A 22536-nucleotide genomic window follows, 5' to 3' on the forward strand; every position below is an offset into this window, starting at 1 on the left:
GGCTGTACAAGGTAAACATCCAGTGAATGATCACAGTAAGTTTCCTCTCTGTTAAAACAAAGATAAAAAATATTAAAATTAATTAGGTAATTAAGATAGTACCTAGGGCATTCATTTTCATAAGAATATTTTCGGATGATTTCTCATTTCATTTTTTTATAATCTTAATGATCTGAATCCGTCCAGTTGTCATCCCGAGGAACGAGGGATCTTCGCAAGTAGCTCGACAAAGATTGAAGATTTTGATTGCGGAGTTTCTCCTGGAGATCCCTCGTTCCTCGGGATAACAAAAATGCGTTGACAAACTTTCGAAAAAGGTCGATACGCGCAATCAAACCCGACAGGTTTTAAAAACCTGTCGGGTTTCACTAACAAACACCAAAATCTTAACTAAAAATGAAAGTTATTTTCTAATAATTAATTTTTAAGTTAAACATCAAAACTTATCTTTGTAAATCATTTAAAAATTATCTTATAATGGTTTGGATTTTATTTTTAGTAGGCGTTGTACTTATTCTTGCTTTAGACTTAGGAGTTTTTAATAAAAACCCTCATATTATTAGCACCAAAGAAGCAAGCAAATGGACCCTGATTTGGGTTACACTTTCATTTTTATTTTCCGGAGTAATTTACTGGCTTTATACTACAGATTATATTGCAAACCCTGATGGATTGAAACCTGCAGTTGCTTCTATGAAGTTTATCACAGGTTATTTAATTGAGCTTTCTTTAAGTGTCGATAATATTTTTGTTATTGCTATTATTTTCGCTTCTTTCAAAATACCACAAAAATACCAGCACCGCGTTTTATTCTGGGGAATTATTGGTGCCGTAGTTTTCCGTGGATTAATGATTTTCTTCGGAGTTATGCTGATCAATAAATTTACGTGGACAACTTATTTATTTGGTGCTTTCTTATTATTTACAGCAATAAAAATGTTGTTTTCCGGCGAAGATGAAGACTTTCATCCAAAAGATTCTTTCATATACAAAGCCTTAGGAAAAGTAATCCCGATTACTTCTGAATTTGATAAGGAAAGATTTTTTATTTTAACCGAAAAAGGAAAAAAAGCTGCCACTCCACTCTTCGTTGCTTTAATCGTAATTGAAGTAATGGATGTGCTTTTTGCCGTAGACAGTGTTCCGGCGATTCTGGCGATTACCTCAGATCCGTTTTTAGTATTTAGTTCTAATATTTTTGCTATTCTTGGTTTGCGTTCTATGTACTTTTTCCTTGCTAATATGCTGGCAAAATTCAGTTATTTAGAATACAGCTTAATCGCAATTCTAAGTTTCGTTGGATTAAAAATGTTACTTCACGATTGGATTCACGTTCCGGAATGGGCTTCTTTAGGATTCATTGCCCTTTCTCTTTTAGTTGGAATCTTGGTTTCTCTTAAATTTGGAGAAGAAAAAGAATTGACAGATTTGGATCAGGAATAATTTTCGAGATATATATTCATAAAAAAAGGAAATCTTTCGATTTCCTTTTTTTATTATTTAATTAAAACAATTAATTTAATTGTTTCACTTTACTGTCATCAATGTTATACTTTTTGATTACTGCATAATAATCTGAATAATCTGGTTTAACAGTTGATTTATTTGAAAAATCACCTGGTACAATCACAATTCTAAAGGTTTGATTATTTATATATTCAGGAGTTAAAGCTAAATCATAATTTCCTCCAGCATAAATACTAAAATCTTCTCTACTAAAATCAAAGTCATAATCAAAATCTCCTCTTGATGTATAAACTGTTCTCGGAATTTGTTGCCAAATCGGTGTATTCGCATCAATAGTTCCAGTTAATCTATAAATCAAAAGAACATCAGAATTAAAAATTACAGGATTTAACTTTTGATATATATTATATCCATCAGTAGCACTATAACTAAAACTTACATTATTTAACTCAAAAACTTCAGCAACTGGCCCTACAGGTCCTTCTGGTCCCTGTGGCCCTTCCGGTCCTTCACAGCTCGAAAATGCAACTAATCCAACAACTGCGAATAGTATAAATATCTTTTTCATAATTTTTATTTTTTATGGTTATATACATAAAGGTATTTCAAAAATCAAACCAAAAAAAATATTTACATCATTCTTTGTTAAAAATTTCCTTATTTTTTCGCAACCAACTGATTCTTAAGTAGAATTTTATTAAAAAATAATACATGATATGGCAATGAATTTTCCCAGTAATCCCAAGTATGAGCACCCGGTCTTTCTGTGTAATCATGTTCTACCTTATTATATACTAATCTTCGGTGTAACTCTTTATTGGGTTCTATTAAAAAATCATCTACCCCGCAATCTATTATTAAAGGTAATTTGTTTGCTTTTATTTTGTCGAGCATATTGATAACCGCATATTGTGCATACATTTCAGAGCTATCACTTTTGTCTCCAAAAACGGGCTGCATTAATTTCACGACTTGCGCAGATGAATCTCTGTTTAACATTACACTCATATCTACAGCCCCGCTCATACTTCCGGCAGCGCAAAATAAATCGGGATGTTTAGCAGATAAATACAAAGCACCGTGCCCGCCCATCGAAAGTCCGGTTATAACTCTTCCGTTTCTATTGCTAATTGTTCTGTATGTTTTATCGACTTTCTGAATCACTTCTTGTGTAATAAAAGTTTCAAACTGACTCCCTTTATTTACCGGGCTGTCTAAGTAAAAACTAAAAGTTTCTCCTTCGGGCATTACAATAATTATGTTGTATTGATCTGATAAGCTTTGAACCAATTTTTTGTTTGGAGTATTTTTTAACCAATCACTAAAATGACCGTAAGCACCATGTAATAAATACATTACCGGAAAAGCAGTTTTACTTTTACTATAAGAATTTGGCAATACAACAGCAGCTTTATAGGTTTTACTCATTGCTGTACTGGCAATTTGCAATGTATCTACTTTTGCAGCATAACTCATAGAAGAAATGCATAGGAATACAGCAAATACAAGGAATTTAAAGTTTTTCATATTGATATTTTTTTCTGATTAGGGATTGTAAATATACCTTTTTCCAAATAAAATATATGAAAAATCCGACCGGTTTTTAGAAGATTAGAATTTAAACTTTAGTCTGTTTTTTTTTGCCACAGATTAAAGGATTAAAAGATTTTATTTCACGCGGATTTTGCAGATCGAGCAGATTTGAATTGATAATCATCTACTAAATCTTTTTAAAATATGCTCGAAAAACAAACAAGAGAAATTTAAATGTTTAAATTCACATTATACAATTAGTAAAAATTCGTGAAATTTGTGGCAGAAAAAAAACCACATATTAAAAAATCTTTAAAATCTTTTAATCTGTGGCATTAAACTTTAGACGAATCTGTGGCAAAAACTATTTAATAATAATCTTATGTTCGTTACGGTATTGCGAAGCGCTTTTACCAGTATATTGTTTAAACGATTTACTAAAATGACTAAAATTGTTGAACCCGCTTTCGTAACATACTTCGTTGATAGTGATTGGTTTTTCGGCCAAAAGTTTTGAAGCGTGAACCAAACGATATTCATTAACAAACTCCGTGAATGTTTTGTTAGATATTTTTTTAAAATATCTGCAAAATGAAGGCGTTGTCATACTTACCAAACTAGAAACCTCATCTATAGCAATAGATTCCTGAAAATGATCTTTTACATAATTAAAAACCACATTGATTCGATCACTGTCTTGCGTGTTTAATTCCATAGCAAAACCATCAGCATTTAATATTGTATATTCTTCTGATGAATCTAATTCATCTAAAATATTCAAAAGTGTCAGCAAACGTTCAAACGGAAGCTGATCATCCATCATCTCAATTTTTTTACCTATTCTCTTTTTGGTTTCTCCACCAAAAGCGATTCCACCTTTAGACTGGGTCAGAATATTTTGAACCTTTTTCATTTCCGGTGCAGCAAAAAATCCACTACCCAAAAAATCAGGTTTAATATGAATCACGGTTTCATTTACATTTCCTGTTTGTTCATTGGTAAAACCACAATGAGGTAAATTAGAACCTATGAGAATCAAACTACCATTTGTATAATAAGAAACATGGCTTCCTATTTGTCTCTTTCCTGCGCCACCATTAATATAAACCAATTCAATTTCGGGGTGATAATGCCACAAATGAGACTTAACGTTCGTCTTTTCAGCATGTTTGGTATACGTAAAAGAACTTCCGTATGAGTTGGATATCACTTCGAGAGCTGGGGCGATGGTCTTCATGATAAAAGTCTTTAAAAAATAATAGCAAATTTAACAAAAACGCCTACAATAATTCATATTTTAACCTATAACGGTTTCGTAACTGAGAATATTGCACAAAAATGATCTAGTTACAAAACTTGAAATTATCAACTTTTAGTCGTTTTTTCCATGACTCGTATTTTTATTGACTTTTTTTTTAATATATCGTATTTAATTCTGTCTTTTTATAAACATATACCATTATTGTAAGAATTTTACATGTTTAGTAAAAATGTTAATTTTTTTAAAACATTGAAAAATAATAACTGAATTAACTAAAACACCTAAAATAATTCAAATTTTAACCTATAACGGTTTCGTAAATGAGAATATAGCACATAAATTGGAAAATAGAGTTGTGATAAAAAACAGATAACTGAAGTAATTTTACATCACAGAAATGAACTAATAATTTAAAAGAAAGACAATCATGAAAAAGATTATAAAATTAAGTTTAGTATGCGCAGTGCTTTTTTCAGGAATGAGTACTTATGCAATTGATGGAAATGAAGATTTTAACCTTCATGTATTGAAAAACGGAAAAGTAATAACTTTTGGTTTAAACCAGACTCAAAAAGCTAGTTTAGCTATATACGATAATGAAGGCACTTTATTCTATTCTGAAAATGCTTCAGGTAAAGATGGAATTTTAAGAACTTTCAGTCTGCAAGATTTTCCTAACGGAACTTATTTCTTAGAAATTCAAGACAATGCGAAAAAAGTAAGATATGAAATTACTGTAAATGATAATGTTACGACTTTATCTCCAAAAGCAATTTCTGCAGTTTACAAGTCATCAGATAAAAATACAAGCGTAGCAGTACGCTAAAAGAGTTTATACTTTTACAGTATAAAAATGAGGTTAGATAGTTAGTAAAGTAAAAAACAATTTTTTGTTTTGAAACAGCTCTTTGTGGTTATTGAGCTGTTTTTTTTTGTTTTATACTTTTTTTTGCCACAAACGCACTAAGACACAAAGTTTAATTATTAAGCTTTGCGTAAATCTTTGCATTCTTTGCGATAAAATCTCAAATACATTTTTGTAAGAAATCACAATAAATTTACATTCCCATGATTTAAACAAAACATTAAAAAATAATAACCATATTAACAAAAACGATAAATATAATTCAAATTTTAACCTATAACGGCTTCGTAAATGAGAATATAGCATCGAAATCAGCAAATAGAGTTGTGATAAAATCTGTAATACTAAAGTAATTTTACATCATAGAATTAGAACTATTAATTTAAAAAAACTAATACGATGAAAAATTTAAAATTAAGTTTAGTATGTGCAGTACTTCTTTCAGGAATGAGTACTTACGCAATTGATGGAAATGCCGATTTTAACCTTCATGTGTTAAAAAATGGAAAATTAATATCGTTTGGTCTGAATCAGGTTCAAAAAGCAAGCCTGGCAATTTATGATCAGGACGGAAATCAGTTCTATTCTGAAACTGCTTCCGGTAAAGAAGGAATCTTAAGAACTTTCAGTTTAGAGGATTTTCCTGATGGAGTTTATTTCCTTGAAGTTGAAGACAATGCAAAAAAAGTGAGATACGAAATTGTGGTAAACAATTCAATTACTACTTTATCTTCAAAAGCAATTTCTACAGTATACAAATCATCAAATAAAAATACTAGCGTAGCAGTACGCTAAAAAACTTTTATACTCTACATACAGTATAAAAATGAGGTTAGATAGTTAGTAAAGTAAAAAACGTGATTGTTTTAAAACAGGTCTTTGTGGTTATTGACCTGTTTTTTTATGCTTTTTATTTTGCCCCGAAGACACAAAGGCACAAGGTTTTAATAATTAAACTTTGCAAACCTTGCGTAAACCTTTGCGCTCTTTGCGGTTTAAATTTTTTATAATTTATTGAAATCTATTTTGTAAGAAATACCAAAACACAGACTATTTAAATTTTAAACAAAATGTTATAAAAAATTAACTATATTAACATAAATGATAAATATAATTCAAATTTTAACCTATAACGGTTTCGTAAATGAGAATATAGCATCGAAATTAGCTAATAGAGTTGTGAGAAAAAAAGAACTACATAAGTAATTTAGTATCAGAGAATTAAAGCTAATAAACTAAAAAACTAATGTTATGAAAAATTTAAAATTAAGTTTAGTATGTGCAGTACTTTTTACAGGAATGAGTACTTATGCAATTGATGGAAATGAGGATTTTAATCTTCATGTATTAAAAGGAAATGGAAAGCTAATTACGTTTGCTCTTAACAAAGTACAAAAAGCAAAATTAGCAATTTATGATGCAGACGGTACCCTTATTTATTCTGAAACCGCTTCTGGTAAAGATGGGATTTTGAGAACTTTTAGCTTAGAAGAATTTCCGGAGGGAACTTACTTCTTAGAAGTTGAAGACAATGTAAAAAAAGTAAGACATGAAATTACAATTAATGACGGAACTTATGTTTTATCATCAAAAGCAGTTTCATCAGTTTATAAAGCAGGTTTTTCTGCCAAAAATACCAGCGTGGCCACACGCTAAAAAAGTTATACTATTATAGTATAAAATTGTGAAGTTAATTTGAAGATATTGTTTTAAAAAACAGCTCATTGTGGATATTGAGCTGTTTTTTTATGCCCAAATTTTATTAAAAAAAACAACTCGATTTCTTTTTGAAAAATTATTCTTAATAAATGAATACAAGCCGTATAAGCGGTATCAAAAAAAGTTTAAAGCAAAACATCCAGAACCCCAACAAATACGTACATAGTTCAAACAAAGTACAGAAAGAGTTTTAATTCAGCAACTTATGTCTTTAAAAAATAGATTTTTTTGCATAAAATTCAAATTGTATTTGTTAGTTTTACACATCCACGATTAATAATTAATTTAAAAAAACATGACAAAATTTACCAAAATGGGCTTAGTTGTTGCCGTATTTTTAACAACTATCTTTACTTATGCAATTGACGGAAAAGGGGATTATATCTTGTATATAAAAACCGGAAATGGAAAAGTAGTGAGCTTTACCTTAAATACCGTTGAAAAAGCAAATTTTTCAATTTTAAGCGAAAACAATACTTTGTTGTATGCAGGAGTTCCAGCTGCAGATGAAGACAATTTAGAGGTTTCAAAAACTTTAAGTTTAGAGGCTTATCCAGCCGGAACTTACTATTTACAATTGAACGAAAATGGTAAAGTAGTAAAACACAAGATTACAGTTTCAACAAAAAAGGTAAAAACAGTTGTGCTAGATGAATCAGTAAACGAAAGTCCTGCATTTCGTCGTTAATCGTTGTTTGCCTCAAACGTAAAGCATCAGCCACGGCTGATGCTTTTTTATTTACTTAATATTCTATCGTTTTATTCCTTTATAATTTTCTTTTCGATGAAGGTGCCATTGATTTTAATCTGCATAAAATAGTTTCCTTTAGTTAATTTAGAAATATCGATTTTACCATTATTGAGATCAATTGTATTGAAAACTAATTTTCCGTTTATATCATATATAGTAACATTTTCAATTCTATCGCTATCAGGTGTATTTATTTGCACAAAATCAGATGAAGGATTAGGATAAACCACTAAAGTTTTTTTACTGCCTTTTGATGGAATATCCAGATTATTCGCATACTTGTACAATTTGTTATCCTTTGCATAATATAATTCATCCTTATAAGAAATAGTATTCACGACATTATCTAAAATACTCTTATTTTCAGTGGTATTTAACGTAAGATCTGCAATCCATCCTTTTTTCATATAATTATTTTCTACCGATGAAATAAAATATTTACCATCGCTAATTTTAGAAATTGGAGAATAATCATAATTTTTAATAAACATAGTCGGCGCTATTAACCCATTAGATAATTCTTTTAAATATGAGAGTTTATTATTGGTAATCTCCAGCGACACTAATGATGTGCCTCCTGTTGGGTTTGAAGTAGTAAAAAGCAAAGCATTAGGTGTTTTTTCAAAATTAGAAGGAGAAAAATAATACTGGCTATTGTTGATGTATAGCAGGGACTCTTTTTTAATAGTTGTATCAAATTTCCAAACGGTCAGTTGATTCACCGATATTGAAAAAAACATAAAATACAAATCATCATTTAATGAGGTAACATCAGAATAATCTACTAAAGTATTTTGTGCAGTTGTTAAAGTGGCAACCGGTTTTGTATTCTCCAGAGTTCCATCAGTTTCATATAAAAAATACCTGCTAACAAAATACAGCTTATTATTGTGCTCGATATATTGTGTTAAACCTGTTGTTCCTCCAGGATCAGATCCGTTTCCATCTATTTGCGGCGTTATTGGAAAAGTACCATCAGCTGTTCCGTCGCTTCGCCAAACTCTCGAATCATTCGTTGAAGCTGGCTGAATTGTAAATATAAAAGTATTATTACACTTGCCTTGAAATGTCGCAGGATTCCATTGATTTAAAATCTCTTTGATAAGCACCATTCCGTTCGCTGTTCCGTCTGTTTTCCAAACCTGAAAGGTATCATCAATTTTCGCTAAGAAAAACAAGTAATTGCCCACAGCTGTAAGCTTAGAAATTTTTCCTTTAATAAAATTGGATACTTTTACGGTTCCTGCTTCGGTTCCATCCGTTTTCCATATTTCTACACCGGTATAAGCATCATCGTTAATGATGAAATACAGCTCATTATTTAAAATGGCTGAACCTTTTAATGAAGGTAAAAAGTCGCTGTCCGCTAAAGGATTGATATCCTTTAACAACTTTGTATTTTGAGTCGTCCCGTCACTTTGCCATATTTCACGGCCGGAATCTTCTTTATATCCCTGAAATAAAAAATTATCCCTGAATTTGACAAAATCACTTGGATAATTGCCAAAGCTATAGATTTCCTGCTGGGCATTGATTTTAATAACGGTCAAAATCAAAAGAAATAAAAGTAGTTTTGTTTTCATTAGCGCCTGTTTCTTTTTGTTTCTATTTATATAAAAAAGTAATGTAGTTTTTTTGTTAAACTAAAGAGTAAATATATACTTTCTACAATTACAAAAGAAAGAAGTCTATAAATAAAAAAGCATTTAATTGATAAAAAATCAACTAAATGCATTTGTTTTTCTATTTATAGATATTAGGTTCCCGAGCTGGATGCTCGCTCTATCAAGGCGCTTAGTGGTGAATTGTAGTAAATGGAAAACTCCCTAAATTAACTATTCGCATTTGCTGTGCGAAGTCTCCTGACTTCGTACAAGTTTCTATATTCCGTGACAATTATATTTTTTGATTCTCTTTGTAGATTATTGGAGCGGGTACGAAGTCGGGAGACTTCACATAGCGATCATCAAATCTTATAAATGAACACTTCGAGCCGGGATGAAGACTAGAAAGTATTACACAAAAGATATAATAAAATATCACTTTTTTTCAGCCTTTAAAAAAGAAGCAGTCTAACCGAGACGGCTTCTTTTTACTTCTTTTAAATCTATTTTTCTTCTTTTTTAGGCTTACCTATAACTATTGGTTTTAATGTATTTGAAGGTACAGGAACTACTCTTCCCGCTGTTACTTTATCCCCAATATTTGTTTTGTTAATAGAATTAAGTGAATCTAAAATCTTATTAATCTTTTTATCCATAATTTATTTTTTTGGTGGTGGATTTGATGGTCTCGAAGAAGGAGGAGTAATTGTTCTTCCTTTCTCTTCTGTAGCAGGCTTCGGACGTGGGGTTATTTTTTGTTTATCGCTCATATTATATATATTAATAGTTACAAATGTTATTAAACAGAGAATTCCAATTATTAATGACCAAATTGAAACTTTATTTAGGAAATTAATTTTTTGATTTCTTTTTTCGATATTCTTAAAAATCTTCTCATAATTATTATCATCTATATCTTTTATTGTAGCATCAGAATCTAACATTGATTTATAATGTGAGTACAGATTAGAAAGTAAAGTTAAAACCATTAGATACATTCCAATTACAACTAATGATTTCCAAATTGCTTTATCCAATGATACTATCTTTTCCAAAAAAGTTAAAGAAAGTACAAGTCCACCAGAAGCCATAAGATTTATGTACTTCTCAAAATCATCTTGACTTTTAGTTTTGTTTTCAATAACAGAATTACGATAATCAATCCATCCTTGGTGATCAATTACTTCCTCAGTATTTTCTTCTTTATCTTCCATCAAATTGTATTTTTATCTAATTATAAAAGAAAAAAATGACCACACAAAATCGTAATCAACAAACTTAACAATCCATCAAACATACCAATAAATAACATCAAATACAATTTAAAATTCTTGTTAAATAATCCTATCGATTTATTTAATTAAAAATAGTTTCAAAAAAAACAAAAAAACCTCCCATATCCTGAGAGGTCTTTCCATAAATATAAAACAGTAAAATTTACATATTCCTTCTATACTGCCCGCCAACTTCAAACAAAGCCGAAGTAATCTGACCCAGCGAACAAACCTTTGTAGCTTCCATTAAATGGTCGAATAAGTTTTCGTTTTTAATGGCGGCTTCCTGTAGCTTGTTTAGATGCTCGTTTACTTTTGCTTCGTGAAACTGGTGTAAATTATCCAGCATCGTAATTTGGTATTGTTTTTCTTCTTCGGTGGCGCGAATTACTTCTGCCGGAATTACCGTTGGAGAACCTTTTGAGCTCAAAAACGTGTTTACACCCACAATTGGGAAATCGCCGTTGTGTTTTAAGGTTTCATAATACAAACTTTCTTCCTGAATTTTAGAACGTTGGTACATGGTTTCCATTGCACCCAAAACTCCGCCACGTTCTGTGATTCTGTCAAATTCCTGTAAAACGGCTGCTTCTACCAAATCTGTTAATTCTTCGATAATAAACGACCCCTGAATTGGGTTTTCGTTTTTCGCCAAACCTAATTCTTTATTAATAATCAACTGAATTGCCATTGCTCTACGAACAGATTCTTCTGTTGGTGTTGTAATTGCTTCATCGTAAGCGTTCGTATGCAATGAATTACAGTTGTCGTAAATCGCATACAAAGCCTGCAAAGTAGTTCTGATATCGTTAAAATCAATTTCCTGTGCGTGTAACGAACGTCCGGAAGTTTGAATATGATATTTCAGCATTTGTGCTCTTTCGTTGGCTCCGTATTTGTTTTTCATGGCTTTCGCCCAAATCTTACGTGCCACACGACCAATAACCGAATATTCAGGATCAACTCCATTTGAGAAGAAGAACGATAAATTAGGCCCAAAATCGTTGATGCTCATTCCGCGGCTTAAGTAATATTCCACGTAAGTGAAACCATTAGAAAGCGTGAATGCCAATTGTGTAATTGGGTTTGCTCCCGCCTCAGCAATATGATATCCTGAAATTGAAACCGAATAAAAATTACGAACGTTTTTAGTAATAAAATATTCCTGAACGTCGCCCATTAATCTTAAAGCAAATTCAGTTGAGAAAATACATGTATTTTGTGCCTGATCTTCTTTTAAAATATCGGCCTGAACCGTTCCACGAACTTGCGATAATGTTTTGGCTTTTATTTCATTGTAAACTTCCAAAGGCAAAACCTGATCTCCCGTAACACCCAAAAGCATTAAGCCTAAACCATTGTTTCCTTGTGGTAAATCGCCTTGGTATTTAGGGCGCTCTAATCCGCTTTCTTTATATATTTTGTTGATTTTTGCTTCAACTTCTTTTTCTAATTCGTTCTCCTTTATATAATACTCACATTGCTGATCGATTGCGGCATTCATAAAGAAACCTAACAACATTGGCGCTGGTCCGTTTATGGTCATGCTTACAGAGGTTAACGCATGAACCAAATCAAAACCTGAATACAGTTTTTTAGCATCATCCAAACAACAGATTGAAACTCCGGCATTTCCAATTTTCCCGTAAATATCAGGACGAATATCCGGATCGTTTCCATATAAAGTTACACTGTCAAAAGCAGTCGAAAGTCGTTTTGCCGGCAATCCTGCGCTCACATAATGAAAACGTTTGTTGGTTCTTTCCGGTCCGCCCTCGCCGGCAAACATTCTCGACGGATCTTCGCCTTCACGTTTAAACGGATATAATCCTGAAGCAAACGGAAATTCTCCGGGAACATTTTCCTGTAAATTCCAACGTAAAATATCGCCCCAGGCTTCGTATTTAGGCAAAGCAATTTTCGGAATCTGAATGTGCGATAAACTTTCGGTATGTGTCGCGATTTTAATTTCTTTGTCACGAACCTTAAACGAGTAAACCGGATTTTTGTATTTGTTTACTTTCTCCTCCCAATTCAGAATAATTTCCCAATTGTAAGGATCTAAATCCATTTTTACTTTATCAAATTGGTTTAGTAAAAGGTTAAGGAAGATTCTGTTTTCGTCTAGTCCTTCGACTCCGCTCAGGATGACACTACTGTCGTCAATTCCGGCTTTATTGATTTGTGGAATTTTTCCGGAAACAGATTCTATCGTTTTAAAGATTCCGTATAATTTCTGTGCTACTTTTTGCTGCGAAAGGGCGCTTTCATCATAACTTCTATTGTTTTCTGCAATTTCAGATAAATAGCGCGTTCTGTGTGGCGGAATCACGAAGATTTTCTCGCTCATTTCGCGCGTAATTTCAAAAGTCGATTTTAATTCAGAATCTGTTTTTTCGACAATTTTATCCATAATCGCTTTGTAAAGCGTATTCATTCCCGGATCGTTAAACTGAGAAGCTATGGTTCCGAAAACCGGCATTTCGTCCGGATTTTTATCCCATAAATTATGGTTTCTCTGATATTGTTTCTTAACGTCACGAATCGCATCCAATGCGCCTCTTTTATCGAATTTATTTAAAGCCACTAAATCCGCAAAATCAAGCATGTCGATTTTCTCCAATTGTGTTGCGGCTCCAAATTCTGGTGTCATTACATATAAGGATACATCGGAATGATCCATAATCTCAGTATCAGATTGTCCAATTCCGGAGGTTTCCAAAATAATCAAATCGTATTTTGCGGCTTTTAAAACCTGAATGGCTTCGGCTACATATTTAGACAAAGCCAAATTCGACTGACGTGTCGCCAGCGAACGCATATAAACTCGTGGGTTATTTATGGCATTCATACGGATTCTGTCTCCCAAAAGTGCGCCTCCGGTTTTTCTTTTCGAAGGATCGACAGAAACTAATCCGATTGTTTTTTCAGGGAAATCAATTAAAAAGCGACGAACCAACTCGTCAACCAAAGATGATTTTCCGGCTCCGCCCGTTCCCGTAATTCCCAAAACAGGAATTTTAGAATCGGCATTGTTTTCGTGAATCTGATCAAAAACCGGTTTTGCAATTTCAGGAAAATTCTCTGCTGCAGAGATTAATCGTGCAATTGCCGTTGGCGTTTTATTTTCTATATGATCGATTTCTCCATTTAATTTATCTCCTATCGGAAAATCAGAACGTTCAACCAAATCATTGATCATTCCCTGAAGCCCTAAAGAACGGCCATCATCTGGAGAATAAATTCTTGTAATTCCATATTCATGTAATTCAGAAATTTCGCTTGGAAGGATTACTCCGCCTCCACCGCCAAAAATCTTGATGTGTCCCGCTCCTTTTTCATGAAGCAAGTCATACATATATTTAAAGTATTCATTGTGCCCGCCCTGGTAGGATGTCATGGCAATAGCATTTGCATCTTCCTGAATCGCGGTATTTACCACTTCTTCTACACTTCGGTCGTGACCTAAATGTATTACCTCAACTCCGGTTGACTGAATAATGCGTCGCATGATATTAATCGCAGCATCATGTCCGTCAAAAAGAGATGCAGCAGTAACAATTCTTACTTTATTTTTAGGAATATATGGTATTTGTTGTTCCATTTTATGAATATGATAATTTTAAGGGAGCAATTTACAAAATATTTTAATATTTGTTTATAGTTGAAGCTTTATGTTAATAAAAAAAATCCAGTCTTCCTTTTTCTTTTCACATTCCACGCTAAACATTTATGCACAAAGGGTAACAATTTCCATATCTATCGTATTTATCTTATATAAGTCTTATAAAAATGTTAATAACATGGCAATCTTGAAAGATTTAAATTTAATACAAGAACCTGTTTACCAGATCACTGAAGTAATTTAGCAATGTAGAAAAGCCCCAAATTTTTACCCAAAACTTTTACCGTCAAGTAATAACGTAAAAATTTAAAACACAATGAAAACATTATATCCATTATCACTAATTATAGCTGCGAGTTTTTTTGTATCTTCTTTTAAAAGTACAGAAAACGACATTCATTCTTCCAAAAAAGCTTCAAATATTGCAGCTGTTTACAACTCGGATTCTGATAATCTTGACAAGATTTCAAAAGAATTCTTTAAAAGATATTCAGATTTAAAAAAGTATAAATCTGATATCATGTCATTATACAAAAAAAGAGCCTTAGGTACAATTTGGTTTGATGAAGATGAGATCAATGAATTTGGTTCGGTGTTATATGAAAAAGCAAAGAAAACAAATGATTTGACTATCCCTTATCAAAAGGAAATTGACGAGCTTTTTTCTTCATCAGAAACAAAACTATCCAAAGTTGATGCGGATATGCTCTTAAGTTCTTTGTATGTTATTTATACGCAAAAAAATAATTCAGATTCTAAGAAAAAAATATCCTACAATGATGCGCTAAAAGATTTCCTTAACTATAGCACTATCGAACAGGCAACTGCTTCAACAACAGAAAATGTTAAGGTAGAATATGATCAATATTACAAATTACAAGACGTTCTAAAAAAATATAAAAAATTAGACCGATCAAATAAGTGGAAACCTATTGTTCCTGAAGAAGTACCTTATAAAGATTTACGCCCGGACGCTGTTTCGAGCACTATATCACAAGTCAGAACCCGTTTATATTTATTAGGAGATTTAAAAAATGATTCTAAAAGTGATATTTACGATCGTGAACTGATGGATGCCGTAATGAAATATAAAGTTCGCAACGGGTTTAAACCCAATTATATTTTAGCAGAAGAACATATTAAAGAAATGAATGTGCCGCTTGCTGATAAAGTGGAAACGCTAAAACTTAACATGGAAAGATGTCGTGCTATTTCGGCTCAAATTGCCAGCAGCGATGAATATGTTTTAGTCAATATTCCTTCGTACGAATTAGTGTATGTTAAAAACGGAAAAATACAATTGACCTCTCCTATATTTGTTGGTGCGCCATTAACTAAAACGACCATTTTTAACGGTGAAATTGACAGAATTGTTTTTAGCCCATATTGGACAGTTCCACAAAGTATTGTGAACAATGAATTAAAAAGTAAAATGGCCGAAGATAAAAATTATCTGGCTGAAAAAAATATGGAAATAGTAAATGGTCAGGTGAGACAAAAACCAGGTCCGGATAACTCTTTGGGATTAGTGAAATTTATGTTTCCAAACCCGGATGATATCTATATGCATGATACACCATCAAAAACTTTATTCGATTTTGAAAAAAGAACTTTCAGCCATGGTTGTATTAATGTACAAAAAGCAAAAGAATTAGCGGTTGCAATGCTTGCCGATTATCCGGAATGGACTCCTGCTAAAATTGACAAAGCTATGGATGGCCAAAAAGAAAACAGTTTTAAACTATCTAAAAAAGTGCCAATCTATATTTGCTACTTTACCTCACTGGTAAATGAAAATGGCGAAATTGGTTTCTATCAGGATGTTTATGAAAGAGATAATGAACCGAACAAAATTTTGGTTACAGAAGAAGCTGTTGGTATTAAATAATAATTATAACACAGCTTAAACGTAAATTTTAACTAAAGATAGCTTTTTGTTGCACCTTTTAGAAATTGATTTTTTGGAAGGGTAACAAGGAGCTATTTTTATTGTTTTTCACTTTTTATTTGCGATCAAAGATTGTCTTAAAACACAAACTTTAAAACTTCTATAGATAATTGATCCAGACTATTAAAAAGATCTTTGCCGGTATTTTCGACAAAATATCTGAAAGTACTTTTAATAAGTCTAAAATGAAAAAACAAATTTTAATTTTCAGTATTGTAACACTATTTTTTTGCTCTTGTAATAAAAATATTTCTACTGAAAATCAAACTGCATTGGGAAAAAACATTCCACATCCCAAACCTCCAAAAACAAACGCACCTCCACGTATATTGTTTATAGGAAACAGCCAAACCGAATATTTTGTAAGCGCTCCAATAATGTTTGAAGAATTTTGCAGAGCCAATAATCAACGAATGAATGTTGACCAACTAATTACAATTGGCGCTTCGTTACAAAAGGTTTACAACACAAATAAAACAGAAGCCAATCAAAATTTTTCTAATAAAGATAAGGACGGCAATTATTACGATTATGTTGTGGTTCAGGAAGCAACTGACATAGCTTTATCTGAACTTGAAAATTATAAGGCAAACGTACAAATGATTATCGAAAAAATACATCAAAACAGTCCAGATGTGGCGGTGTATATCTATCAGGGAATTCCGCCTGTTCCTTATACTGATTCTGATTACATGAAATATCGCAATAAAATGCGTAAAAATGATATCTCGGTTATGGGATTTATAAAAAACGCAGGCTTATTAAGAGTTGGGGATGCTGTTAAAGATGCTTATGATGGTAAAAACGGTTATAAATATCTTGTGGGCAATAAAGATAATTTACGCTATGGAAAACATACACTTCATCTTTTAAACGATGGCGGTTTTATACAGTCAATTCTGCTTTATGCTACCATTTTTAACAAAAAGCCCATGATTCCGAAAAAACTTCTTTTAATTACCGGCACCGGCTATTTTGACTCCATGAGAAAACAAGAAGTTGCTAAGGCAATTAGCAATCCAGAAGCGTTAAAAGAAATAGCTTTCAATAATCGTTAATTACAATTCTTATTACTGTTTTTATTAATTTTTTCAATATTAATCTTTCTTTGTAATCCGTTTACTACAAATACATTCTTTCGACACAAAAAAAAGCGTAACTTATTAATTTCAAACCGATTAAAGGATAATTAAGTACGAAAACCGGCGGAAATTTGCATCATAATAATACCACTAAAATTTATTATCATGAAAACAGAGAATATCGAAGGATTATCACTTTTTGAAATAAACGTGTTACTTCAACAAGGCGGAAGATTTGTAATGTTTCCGAACCTGATGACCAAAACTAAAAGTTCGACTATCTATTTTGTTCGTCCTGAAGAAAAAGTATTCAAGTACAGTTTGAGACATTTCCTGAAAAATTTAAAAAACGCCTGGCGTACGTTGCCCTTAAGACCCTTTTATGTTTCCAAATCTTTATTTTATTTAGCAATTGGCGGTACAGTTTATACTCACAATATTCTAGCCGATTTAAAACAAATAAACCCTATTCATAATCCTAATTTATACTGCTTACAATACGTATAATTTTAAATCTTAATATTCAATTCAATATAAACACAAATCCTACTGGAAAATCCCATTGCTTTAAATTTAGTAATGGGATTTTTTTTTGCAAAATAATGCTGAAGAAAATGCCCCGTTAAATCTAATAATTTCCATACATTTATTTTTTTATTACTCAGCAAAAAAATAAATATTCTATGGAAGATTCAAATAGCGAACATATTAAAAAAGACTGGTTTACCCGAAACTGGAAATGGTTTGTGCCAACCGGATGTTTAAGTATTCTAGTGCTTTTTGGCTTGTTTATAGCAGGGATTTTCTTCGGAGTAACCTCTATAATGAAAGATTCTGATGCTTACAAAGGTGCAATGACAGAAGCACAAAATAATAAATTAGTGATTGAAAAATTAGGAAATAATATAGAATCAGACGGAATGGTTTCGGGCAGTATTAATGTAAACAATAATACCGGAAACTGTGACATACAAATTCCGATAAAAGGAACTAAAGGAACAGGGACTTTATTTGTAGTTGCCACTAAAAGAGGAAAATGGAAATACAATGAATTGTCTGTTTATATTCAAAAAACCGAAGAAGAGATAGATTTATTACAGAAATAAAATCATTTATATATAACTTTAAATATTGTCACTTGAGATTATTTTTCCTTTTCAATTTATTTCTTTTTCAAAGCACTTTATCGTTCGCCCAGTCTGATGCTAAATATCATGGTTTTACAGATCGAATTTTGCAATTTTCAAAACCAAACAAAGTTTTATATTACAATATCGATGAAAAAGGAAACGGTACGATCGAATACACAAATGTAAAAAAGCAAATACTCCGTTTTCGTGTTCTTAATCACAAACTTCAAATATTACATGGCGGAATTGCTTATCAATTGTTTATTTATGAAAATAATGATTTACAAAAAATTGCAACTTTTGACAGCAACGGAAAACTAGCCGGTGAACATGAATCTCAAAATGAAGCCATAATTGAATTTATTGTAGAGAAAAAAGAGCAATATCTGAGGAAAAAGAAAATATTAGATGATGCCGAAGGAAATATTGATTTAAAAGATGACAATAAAGAACAAATCATAAGAGTAAAATTATTCGATTCTAATAACCGCCCGATAATGGTTTTAAACTCTAATTATATTTCGAGTAAAGAGTATTACAATTATTCTCATAGAATGTATTGGCCGTGAGAAAGATGCTAAGGCTCTAAGATAATGATTAGAATTTATCATTCAAACAACCTGAATCGTAAAAACTCAGAAGCTTAGTATCTCAGAATCTTAGAACCTTAAAAAAAACAAACAAAATCTTTCTGCTCCTGAAATAAAATTGTGGCTTTGTTTTTGAATAAGTAGTATTTTTGAAACTTAAAATAACCCCCATCTAATGAAAAAGATTTTATTATTGACTATTGTTACATTTTCTCTTGCTTCTTGTGCGCAAGTACAACAAACTCTAAATCAATTGCCACAATTGGCATCACAATTTCCTACCGGAAGTGTTGACATTGCTTCTGGATTGAAAGAAGCTTTAAATAAAGGAATTACTCAACAAGTAAGTAAATTAACCGCAACTGATGGTTTTTATAAAAATGAAGCTGTAAAAATTTTAATGCCTGCCGAATTACAAAAAGTAGATGCAACTTTACGTAAAATTGGTCTTAGTTCATTGGCAGATGAAGGAGTTAAAATGCTAAATCGCGCTGCCGAAGACGCTGTAAAAGAAGCAACACCAATATTTGTATCAGCCGTAAAAAATATGTCTTTTACAGATGCAAAAAATATTTTACTTGGAAATGACAGTGCTGCAACAACTTATTTACAAGGAAGTACAACAACAGCTTTATACGGAAAATTTAATCCGGTAATTAAAAGTTCATTTGAAAAAGTAGGTGCCGATGTAGTCTGGACAAAAATTATCAATAAGTACAACACAATTCCATTAGTAAAAAAAGTAAATCCTGATTTAACAGATTATACAACAACTCAGGCTTTGTCTGGTGTTTTTAAAATGATTGCTGTTGAAGAAAAAGATATCCGTAACAATATTAGTGCAAGAACAACTCCACTATTAAAAAGTGTTTTTGCAATGCAGGACGGGAAATAATTTCTCCGAAGGTACAAAGGCTCAAAGTTGCAAAGGTACAAAGCAACCTTTGCAACTTTGCAACTTTGCAACTTTGTCACTAACCAAAAACAACCAAAAAACAATGCAAAAAATTACCATTCTGATTCATTGCAAAGACCAAAAAGGTATTATTGCCGCAGTGACTACTTTTATTGCAAAAGTAGAAGGAAATATCATCTACATCGACCAGCATGTTGATATAGAACAAAATGTTTTTTTTATGCGATTAGAATGTGAATTGACTAATCACCACATTACTATTGAAGGCTTAAAAGAAGATTTTAATCAAACTATTGCAACAGATTTTAACATGTCATGGGATTTGTACAATCAGGAACAAAAACCAAAAATGGCTTTGTTTGTTTCTAAGTATGATCATTGTCTTTTTGATATTTTAGGCCGTTACAGCGCAGGAGAATTAAATGTCGAAATTCCGTTAATTATAAGTAATCATAATGACTTACGATCCATAGCAGAGCGTTTTGATATTCCGTTTCATTGTGTTCCTTTTACAAAAGATAATAAAGAAGAAGGTGAAGCCAAACAAATCGAATTACTGAAAAGATATCAGATTAATTTTATTGTCCTGGCACGTTATATGCAAATAATAACGCCAAATTTGATTGCACTTTACGAGAATAAAATTATTAATATCCATCATTCGTTTTTACCTGCATTTCCCGGCGCAAAACCTTATCATTCCGCTTTTAAGCGTGGCGTAAAAATCATTGGTGCAACAAGTCATTATGTTACAGCAGAATTAGACGAAGGTCCAATTATTGAACAGGATATTGCGAGGGTTTCTCACATACATTCTGTCGACGATTTTATCATGAAGGGACGTGATTTGGAGCGTATTGTTTTGGCAAGAGCTATCAAACTTCATGCAGAACGTAAGACGATGGTTTATAGTAACAAGACAGTTGTTTTTTCTTAGGAACTCAGGTACTCAGGTACTAAGATTCTAAGTTTTTTAACTCAAAGAGCGCAAAGGTTTACGCTAAGTTCGCAAAGCTTTCAAATAATACAAAATAGCAAACCCGACAGTTTTCAAAAAACTGTCGGGTTTTATTATGTCAAAAAGTTCCCAAAGTAAAGCCTTTGAACCTTTGTCACTCTGTCCCTTTGAACCTAAACTCAGAGCCTTAGAATCTTAGCATCTTAGAACCTTCCTCTACACTCTTGGATCAGCAAAACTATGTACTTGTTCCATTGTTAATCCTAAAGCATTTGCTACACCTTCTCCATAAGCCGGATCTGCTTTATAACAGTTTCTGATATGACGAATTCTAATAAATAACTGTGCTCCTCCTACTTGTGCTGCAGTATTTTTGAATAATAATTGTTTCTTCTCCTCTGTCAGTAAACGAAATAATAAGCCTGGCTGAGTAAAATAATCTGCATCATCTTCTCTAAAATTATGCGCATAGGCGTCACCGTGCAGTGCTAATGGCGGTTCTTTAAATTCCGGCTGTTCCTGCCATTCGCCAAAACTGTTTGGCTCATAATGTTTACGGCTTCCAAAATTACCATCTACGCGCATGGCTCCGTCTCGGTGAAAACTATTATAAGGGCATCTGGAAGAGTTTACCGGAATTTGATAATTATTTACTCCCAAACGGTAACGATGGGCATCTCCGTATGAAAACAAACGTGCCTGAAGCATTTTATCCGGAGAAAAACTTATTCCCGGAACAATATGAGCAGGATTAAAAGCAGCTTGTTCTACTTCTGCAAAATAATTTTCGGGATTTTTATTGAGTTCGAATTCCCCAACCGGAATAAGTGGAAAATCTCCTTTTAGCCAAACTTTTGTCAAATCAAAAGGATGAAAACGATAAGTAGCGGCTTGTTCTTCGCTCATTATTTGGACAAACATTTTCCATTTCGGAAAATTTCCTTCTTCAATAGCATCGTATAAATCTCTTTGGTGACTTTCTCTGTCGCCGCCTACTAACAATGCCGCTTCTTCATCAGATAAATTTTCAATTCCCTGTTGTGATACAAAGTGGAATTTTACGTAATGTCTTTCGTTTTGCGCGTTTAGAAAACTAAATGTATGGCTTCCAAACCCATGCATTTCACGATATGATCTCGGGATTCCCCTGTCGCTCATTACAATTGTAATCTGATGCAGGGCTTCTGGCAATAATGTCCAAAAATCCCAATTGTTATCAGCACTTCTTAAGTTAGTTCTTGGATCACGTTTTACGGCATGATTTAAGTCTGGAAATTTCATCGGATCACGAAAAAAGAAAACCGGCGTATTATTTCCTACCAAATCCCAATTTCCTTCATTCGTATAAAATTTCATTGCAAAACCGCGAATATCTCTTTCAGCATCAGCAGCACCTCTTTCTCCCGCAACAGTTGAAAACCGAACAAACATATCTGTTTTTTTTCCAATTTCCGAAAATATGTCGGCTCTTGTATATTTTGTAATGTCATGAGTTACAGTAAAAATTCCATAAGCACCCGAACCTTTTGCATGCATTCTGCGTTCCGGAATTACTTCACGATCAAAATGCGCCATTTTTTCTAAAAACCAAAAATCTTGTAATAAAACAGGTCCGCGAGGACCAGCAGTCTGAATGTTTTGATTGTCCGGAACAGGAGCTCCTGTTACAGTTGTTAATTTTTTGTTTGTTTCCATGTTGCTGATATTTAATATTTTATCAAATATACAAACTAATCTTACGATATATATAGGCAAAAATTGATTGTTGCTATAAATTAATAACCAGAAGTTATTTACAGTTACAGAATCCTCA

General features: G+C 32.3%; 20 protein-coding genes. 12 read left to right on the forward strand and 8 right to left on the reverse strand.

The genetic code is table 11. From position 1 onward, the window contains the following. The first annotated feature begins 474 nt into the window (after window positions 1-474). Window positions 475-1443 (forward strand): TerC family protein, encoded by a 969-nt coding sequence (locus SD960_RS22060; RefSeq protein WP_318806064.1) that lies wholly within the window; start codon window positions 475-477, stop codon window positions 1441-1443. A gap of 70 nt (window positions 1444-1513) precedes the next feature. Here the strand turns inward: SD960_RS22060 and SD960_RS22065 are convergent, their stop codons facing one another. The 3 genes from SD960_RS22065 to SD960_RS22075 form a co-directional block, all read right to left on the reverse strand. Beyond that, the gene (locus tag SD960_RS22065) at window positions 1514-2035 is read right to left on the reverse strand and encodes a hypothetical protein (protein WP_318806013.1); all 522 of its coding nucleotides are present in this window, start codon (window positions 2033-2035) and stop codon (window positions 1514-1516) included. Between the two features lie 89 nt (window positions 2036-2124). Beyond that, window positions 2125-2994, reverse strand: a complete 870-nt coding sequence (locus SD960_RS22070; protein ID WP_318806014.1) for an alpha/beta hydrolase family protein — start codon at window positions 2992-2994, stop codon at window positions 2125-2127. 370 nt (window positions 2995-3364) lie between these two features. Continuing rightward, entirely contained in the window at window positions 3365-4237 is an 873-nt protein-coding gene (locus SD960_RS22075; protein ID WP_318806015.1) for an AraC family transcriptional regulator, read from the reverse strand. A 451-nt stretch (window positions 4238-4688) separates the two neighbouring features. Between SD960_RS22075 and SD960_RS22080 the strand changes: the two genes are divergently transcribed. From SD960_RS22080 to SD960_RS22095, 4 genes are all read left to right on the forward strand, one after another. After that, a complete protein-coding gene (locus tag SD960_RS22080) occupies window positions 4689-5087 on the forward strand; it encodes a T9SS type A sorting domain-containing protein (RefSeq protein ID WP_318806016.1) in 399 nt (132 codons plus the stop codon). A 438-nt stretch (window positions 5088-5525) separates the two neighbouring features. Further along, window positions 5526-5921, forward strand: a complete 396-nt coding sequence (locus SD960_RS22085; protein WP_318806017.1) for a T9SS type A sorting domain-containing protein — start codon at window positions 5526-5528, stop codon at window positions 5919-5921. Between the two features lie 456 nt (window positions 5922-6377). Continuing rightward, on the forward strand, window positions 6378-6782 hold the full coding sequence (locus SD960_RS22090; RefSeq protein ID WP_318806018.1) for a T9SS type A sorting domain-containing protein: 405 nt from the start codon (window positions 6378-6380) through the stop codon (window positions 6780-6782). A 358-nt stretch (window positions 6783-7140) separates the two neighbouring features. Further along, window positions 7141-7533, forward strand: a complete 393-nt coding sequence (locus tag SD960_RS22095) for a secretion protein (protein ID WP_318806019.1) — start codon at window positions 7141-7143, stop codon at window positions 7531-7533. 71 nt (window positions 7534-7604) lie between these two features. Here the strand turns inward: SD960_RS22095 and SD960_RS22100 are convergent, their stop codons facing one another. The 4 genes from SD960_RS22100 to SD960_RS22115 form a co-directional block, all read right to left on the reverse strand. Then, the gene (locus SD960_RS22100; RefSeq protein WP_318806020.1) at window positions 7605-9179 is read right to left on the reverse strand and encodes a T9SS type A sorting domain-containing protein; all 1575 of its coding nucleotides are present in this window, start codon (window positions 9177-9179) and stop codon (window positions 7605-7607) included. Window positions 9180-9703: 524 nt separating this feature from the next. Continuing rightward, entirely contained in the window at window positions 9704-9856 is a 153-nt protein-coding gene (locus tag SD960_RS22105; protein WP_318806021.1) for a hypothetical protein, read from the reverse strand. Between the two features lie 3 nt (window positions 9857-9859). After that, entirely contained in the window at window positions 9860-10414 is a 555-nt protein-coding gene (locus SD960_RS22110; protein ID WP_318806022.1) for a hypothetical protein, read from the reverse strand. A 223-nt stretch (window positions 10415-10637) separates the two neighbouring features. Further along, window positions 10638-14078 (reverse strand): methylmalonyl-CoA mutase family protein, encoded by a 3441-nt coding sequence (locus SD960_RS22115; RefSeq protein ID WP_318806023.1) that lies wholly within the window; start codon window positions 14076-14078, stop codon window positions 10638-10640. 337 nt (window positions 14079-14415) lie between these two features. Here SD960_RS22115 and SD960_RS22120 point away from each other — a divergent pair, with 337 nt between their 5' ends. The 7 genes from SD960_RS22120 to purU all read left to right on the forward strand — a co-directional run bounded on the left by SD960_RS22120 (window position 14416) and on the right by purU (window position 20702). Continuing rightward, complete coding sequence (locus tag SD960_RS22120; RefSeq protein WP_318806024.1) at window positions 14416-15987, forward strand: L,D-transpeptidase family protein; 1572 nt, start codon at window positions 14416-14418, stop codon at window positions 15985-15987. A gap of 245 nt (window positions 15988-16232) precedes the next feature. Then, window positions 16233-17105, forward strand: a complete 873-nt coding sequence (locus SD960_RS22125; RefSeq protein WP_318806025.1) for a hypothetical protein — start codon at window positions 16233-16235, stop codon at window positions 17103-17105. A gap of 189 nt (window positions 17106-17294) precedes the next feature. After that, complete coding sequence (locus SD960_RS22130; protein ID WP_318806026.1) at window positions 17295-17636, forward strand: hypothetical protein; 342 nt, start codon at window positions 17295-17297, stop codon at window positions 17634-17636. Between the two features lie 176 nt (window positions 17637-17812). Beyond that, the gene (locus SD960_RS22135) at window positions 17813-18235 is read left to right on the forward strand and encodes a cytochrome c oxidase assembly factor Coa1 family protein (RefSeq protein ID WP_318806027.1); all 423 of its coding nucleotides are present in this window, start codon (window positions 17813-17815) and stop codon (window positions 18233-18235) included. A gap of 32 nt (window positions 18236-18267) precedes the next feature. Further along, window positions 18268-18828 carry a hypothetical protein gene (locus SD960_RS22140; protein WP_318806028.1) on the forward strand — a complete coding sequence of 187 codons (561 nt, stop codon included), beginning with the start codon at window positions 18268-18270 and terminating at the stop codon, window positions 18826-18828. Between the two features lie 196 nt (window positions 18829-19024). Further along, window positions 19025-19744, forward strand: coding sequence for a DUF4197 domain-containing protein (locus tag SD960_RS22145; protein ID WP_318806029.1), 720 nt, complete (start codon window positions 19025-19027; stop codon window positions 19742-19744). Window positions 19745-19847: 103 nt separating this feature from the next. Next, a complete protein-coding gene (gene purU, locus SD960_RS22150; protein ID WP_318806030.1) occupies window positions 19848-20702 on the forward strand; it encodes a formyltetrahydrofolate deformylase in 855 nt (284 codons plus the stop codon). Between the two features lie 237 nt (window positions 20703-20939). Here purU and SD960_RS22155 read toward each other — a convergent pair whose 3' ends face one another. After that, window positions 20940-22418 carry a catalase gene (locus SD960_RS22155; RefSeq protein ID WP_318806031.1) on the reverse strand — a complete coding sequence of 493 codons (1479 nt, stop codon included), beginning with the start codon at window positions 22416-22418 and terminating at the stop codon, window positions 20940-20942. Between the last annotated feature and the right edge of the window lie 118 nt (window positions 22419-22536).

Origin of the sequence: Flavobacterium sp. MMLR14_040 (assembly GCF_033657265.1) — a bacterium.
In the GTDB taxonomy this organism is placed as follows: domain Bacteria; phylum Bacteroidota; class Bacteroidia; order Flavobacteriales; family Flavobacteriaceae; genus Flavobacterium.

What these genes read in the sequence shown, in the direction of transcription:
- SD960_RS22065 (WP_318806013.1), bottom strand. Translation starts at nt 2,035, where the DNA reads ATGAAAAAGATATTTATACTATTCGCAGTTGTTGGATTAGTTGCATTT.
- SD960_RS22070 (WP_318806014.1), bottom strand. Translation starts at nt 2,994, where the DNA reads ATGAAAAACTTTAAATTCCTTGTATTTGCTGTATTCCTATGCATTTCT.
- SD960_RS22075 (WP_318806015.1), bottom strand. Translation starts at nt 4,237, where the DNA reads ATGAAGACCATCGCCCCAGCTCTCGAAGTGATATCCAACTCATACGGA.
- SD960_RS22080 (WP_318806016.1), top strand. Translation starts at nt 4,689, where the DNA reads ATGAAAAAGATTATAAAATTAAGTTTAGTATGCGCAGTGCTTTTTTCA.
- SD960_RS22085 (WP_318806017.1), top strand. Translation starts at nt 5,526, where the DNA reads ATGAAAAATTTAAAATTAAGTTTAGTATGTGCAGTACTTCTTTCAGGA.
- SD960_RS22090 (WP_318806018.1), top strand. Translation starts at nt 6,378, where the DNA reads ATGAAAAATTTAAAATTAAGTTTAGTATGTGCAGTACTTTTTACAGGA.
- SD960_RS22095 (WP_318806019.1), top strand. Translation starts at nt 7,141, where the DNA reads ATGACAAAATTTACCAAAATGGGCTTAGTTGTTGCCGTATTTTTAACA.
- SD960_RS22100 (WP_318806020.1), bottom strand. Translation starts at nt 9,179, where the DNA reads ATGAAAACAAAACTACTTTTATTTCTTTTGATTTTGACCGTTATTAAA.
- SD960_RS22105 (WP_318806021.1), bottom strand. Translation starts at nt 9,856, where the DNA reads ATGGATAAAAAGATTAATAAGATTTTAGATTCACTTAATTCTATTAAC.
- SD960_RS22110 (WP_318806022.1), bottom strand. Translation starts at nt 10,414, where the DNA reads ATGGAAGATAAAGAAGAAAATACTGAGGAAGTAATTGATCACCAAGGA.
- SD960_RS22115 (WP_318806023.1), bottom strand. Translation starts at nt 14,078, where the DNA reads ATGGAACAACAAATACCATATATTCCTAAAAATAAAGTAAGAATTGTT.
- SD960_RS22120 (WP_318806024.1), top strand. Translation starts at nt 14,416, where the DNA reads ATGAAAACATTATATCCATTATCACTAATTATAGCTGCGAGTTTTTTT.
- SD960_RS22125 (WP_318806025.1), top strand. Translation starts at nt 16,233, where the DNA reads ATGAAAAAACAAATTTTAATTTTCAGTATTGTAACACTATTTTTTTGC.
- SD960_RS22130 (WP_318806026.1), top strand. Translation starts at nt 17,295, where the DNA reads ATGAAAACAGAGAATATCGAAGGATTATCACTTTTTGAAATAAACGTG.
- SD960_RS22135 (WP_318806027.1), top strand. Translation starts at nt 17,813, where the DNA reads ATGGAAGATTCAAATAGCGAACATATTAAAAAAGACTGGTTTACCCGA.
- SD960_RS22145 (WP_318806029.1), top strand. Translation starts at nt 19,025, where the DNA reads ATGAAAAAGATTTTATTATTGACTATTGTTACATTTTCTCTTGCTTCT.
- purU (WP_318806030.1), top strand. Translation starts at nt 19,848, where the DNA reads ATGCAAAAAATTACCATTCTGATTCATTGCAAAGACCAAAAAGGTATT.
- SD960_RS22155 (WP_318806031.1), bottom strand. Translation starts at nt 22,418, where the DNA reads ATGGAAACAAACAAAAAATTAACAACTGTAACAGGAGCTCCTGTTCCG.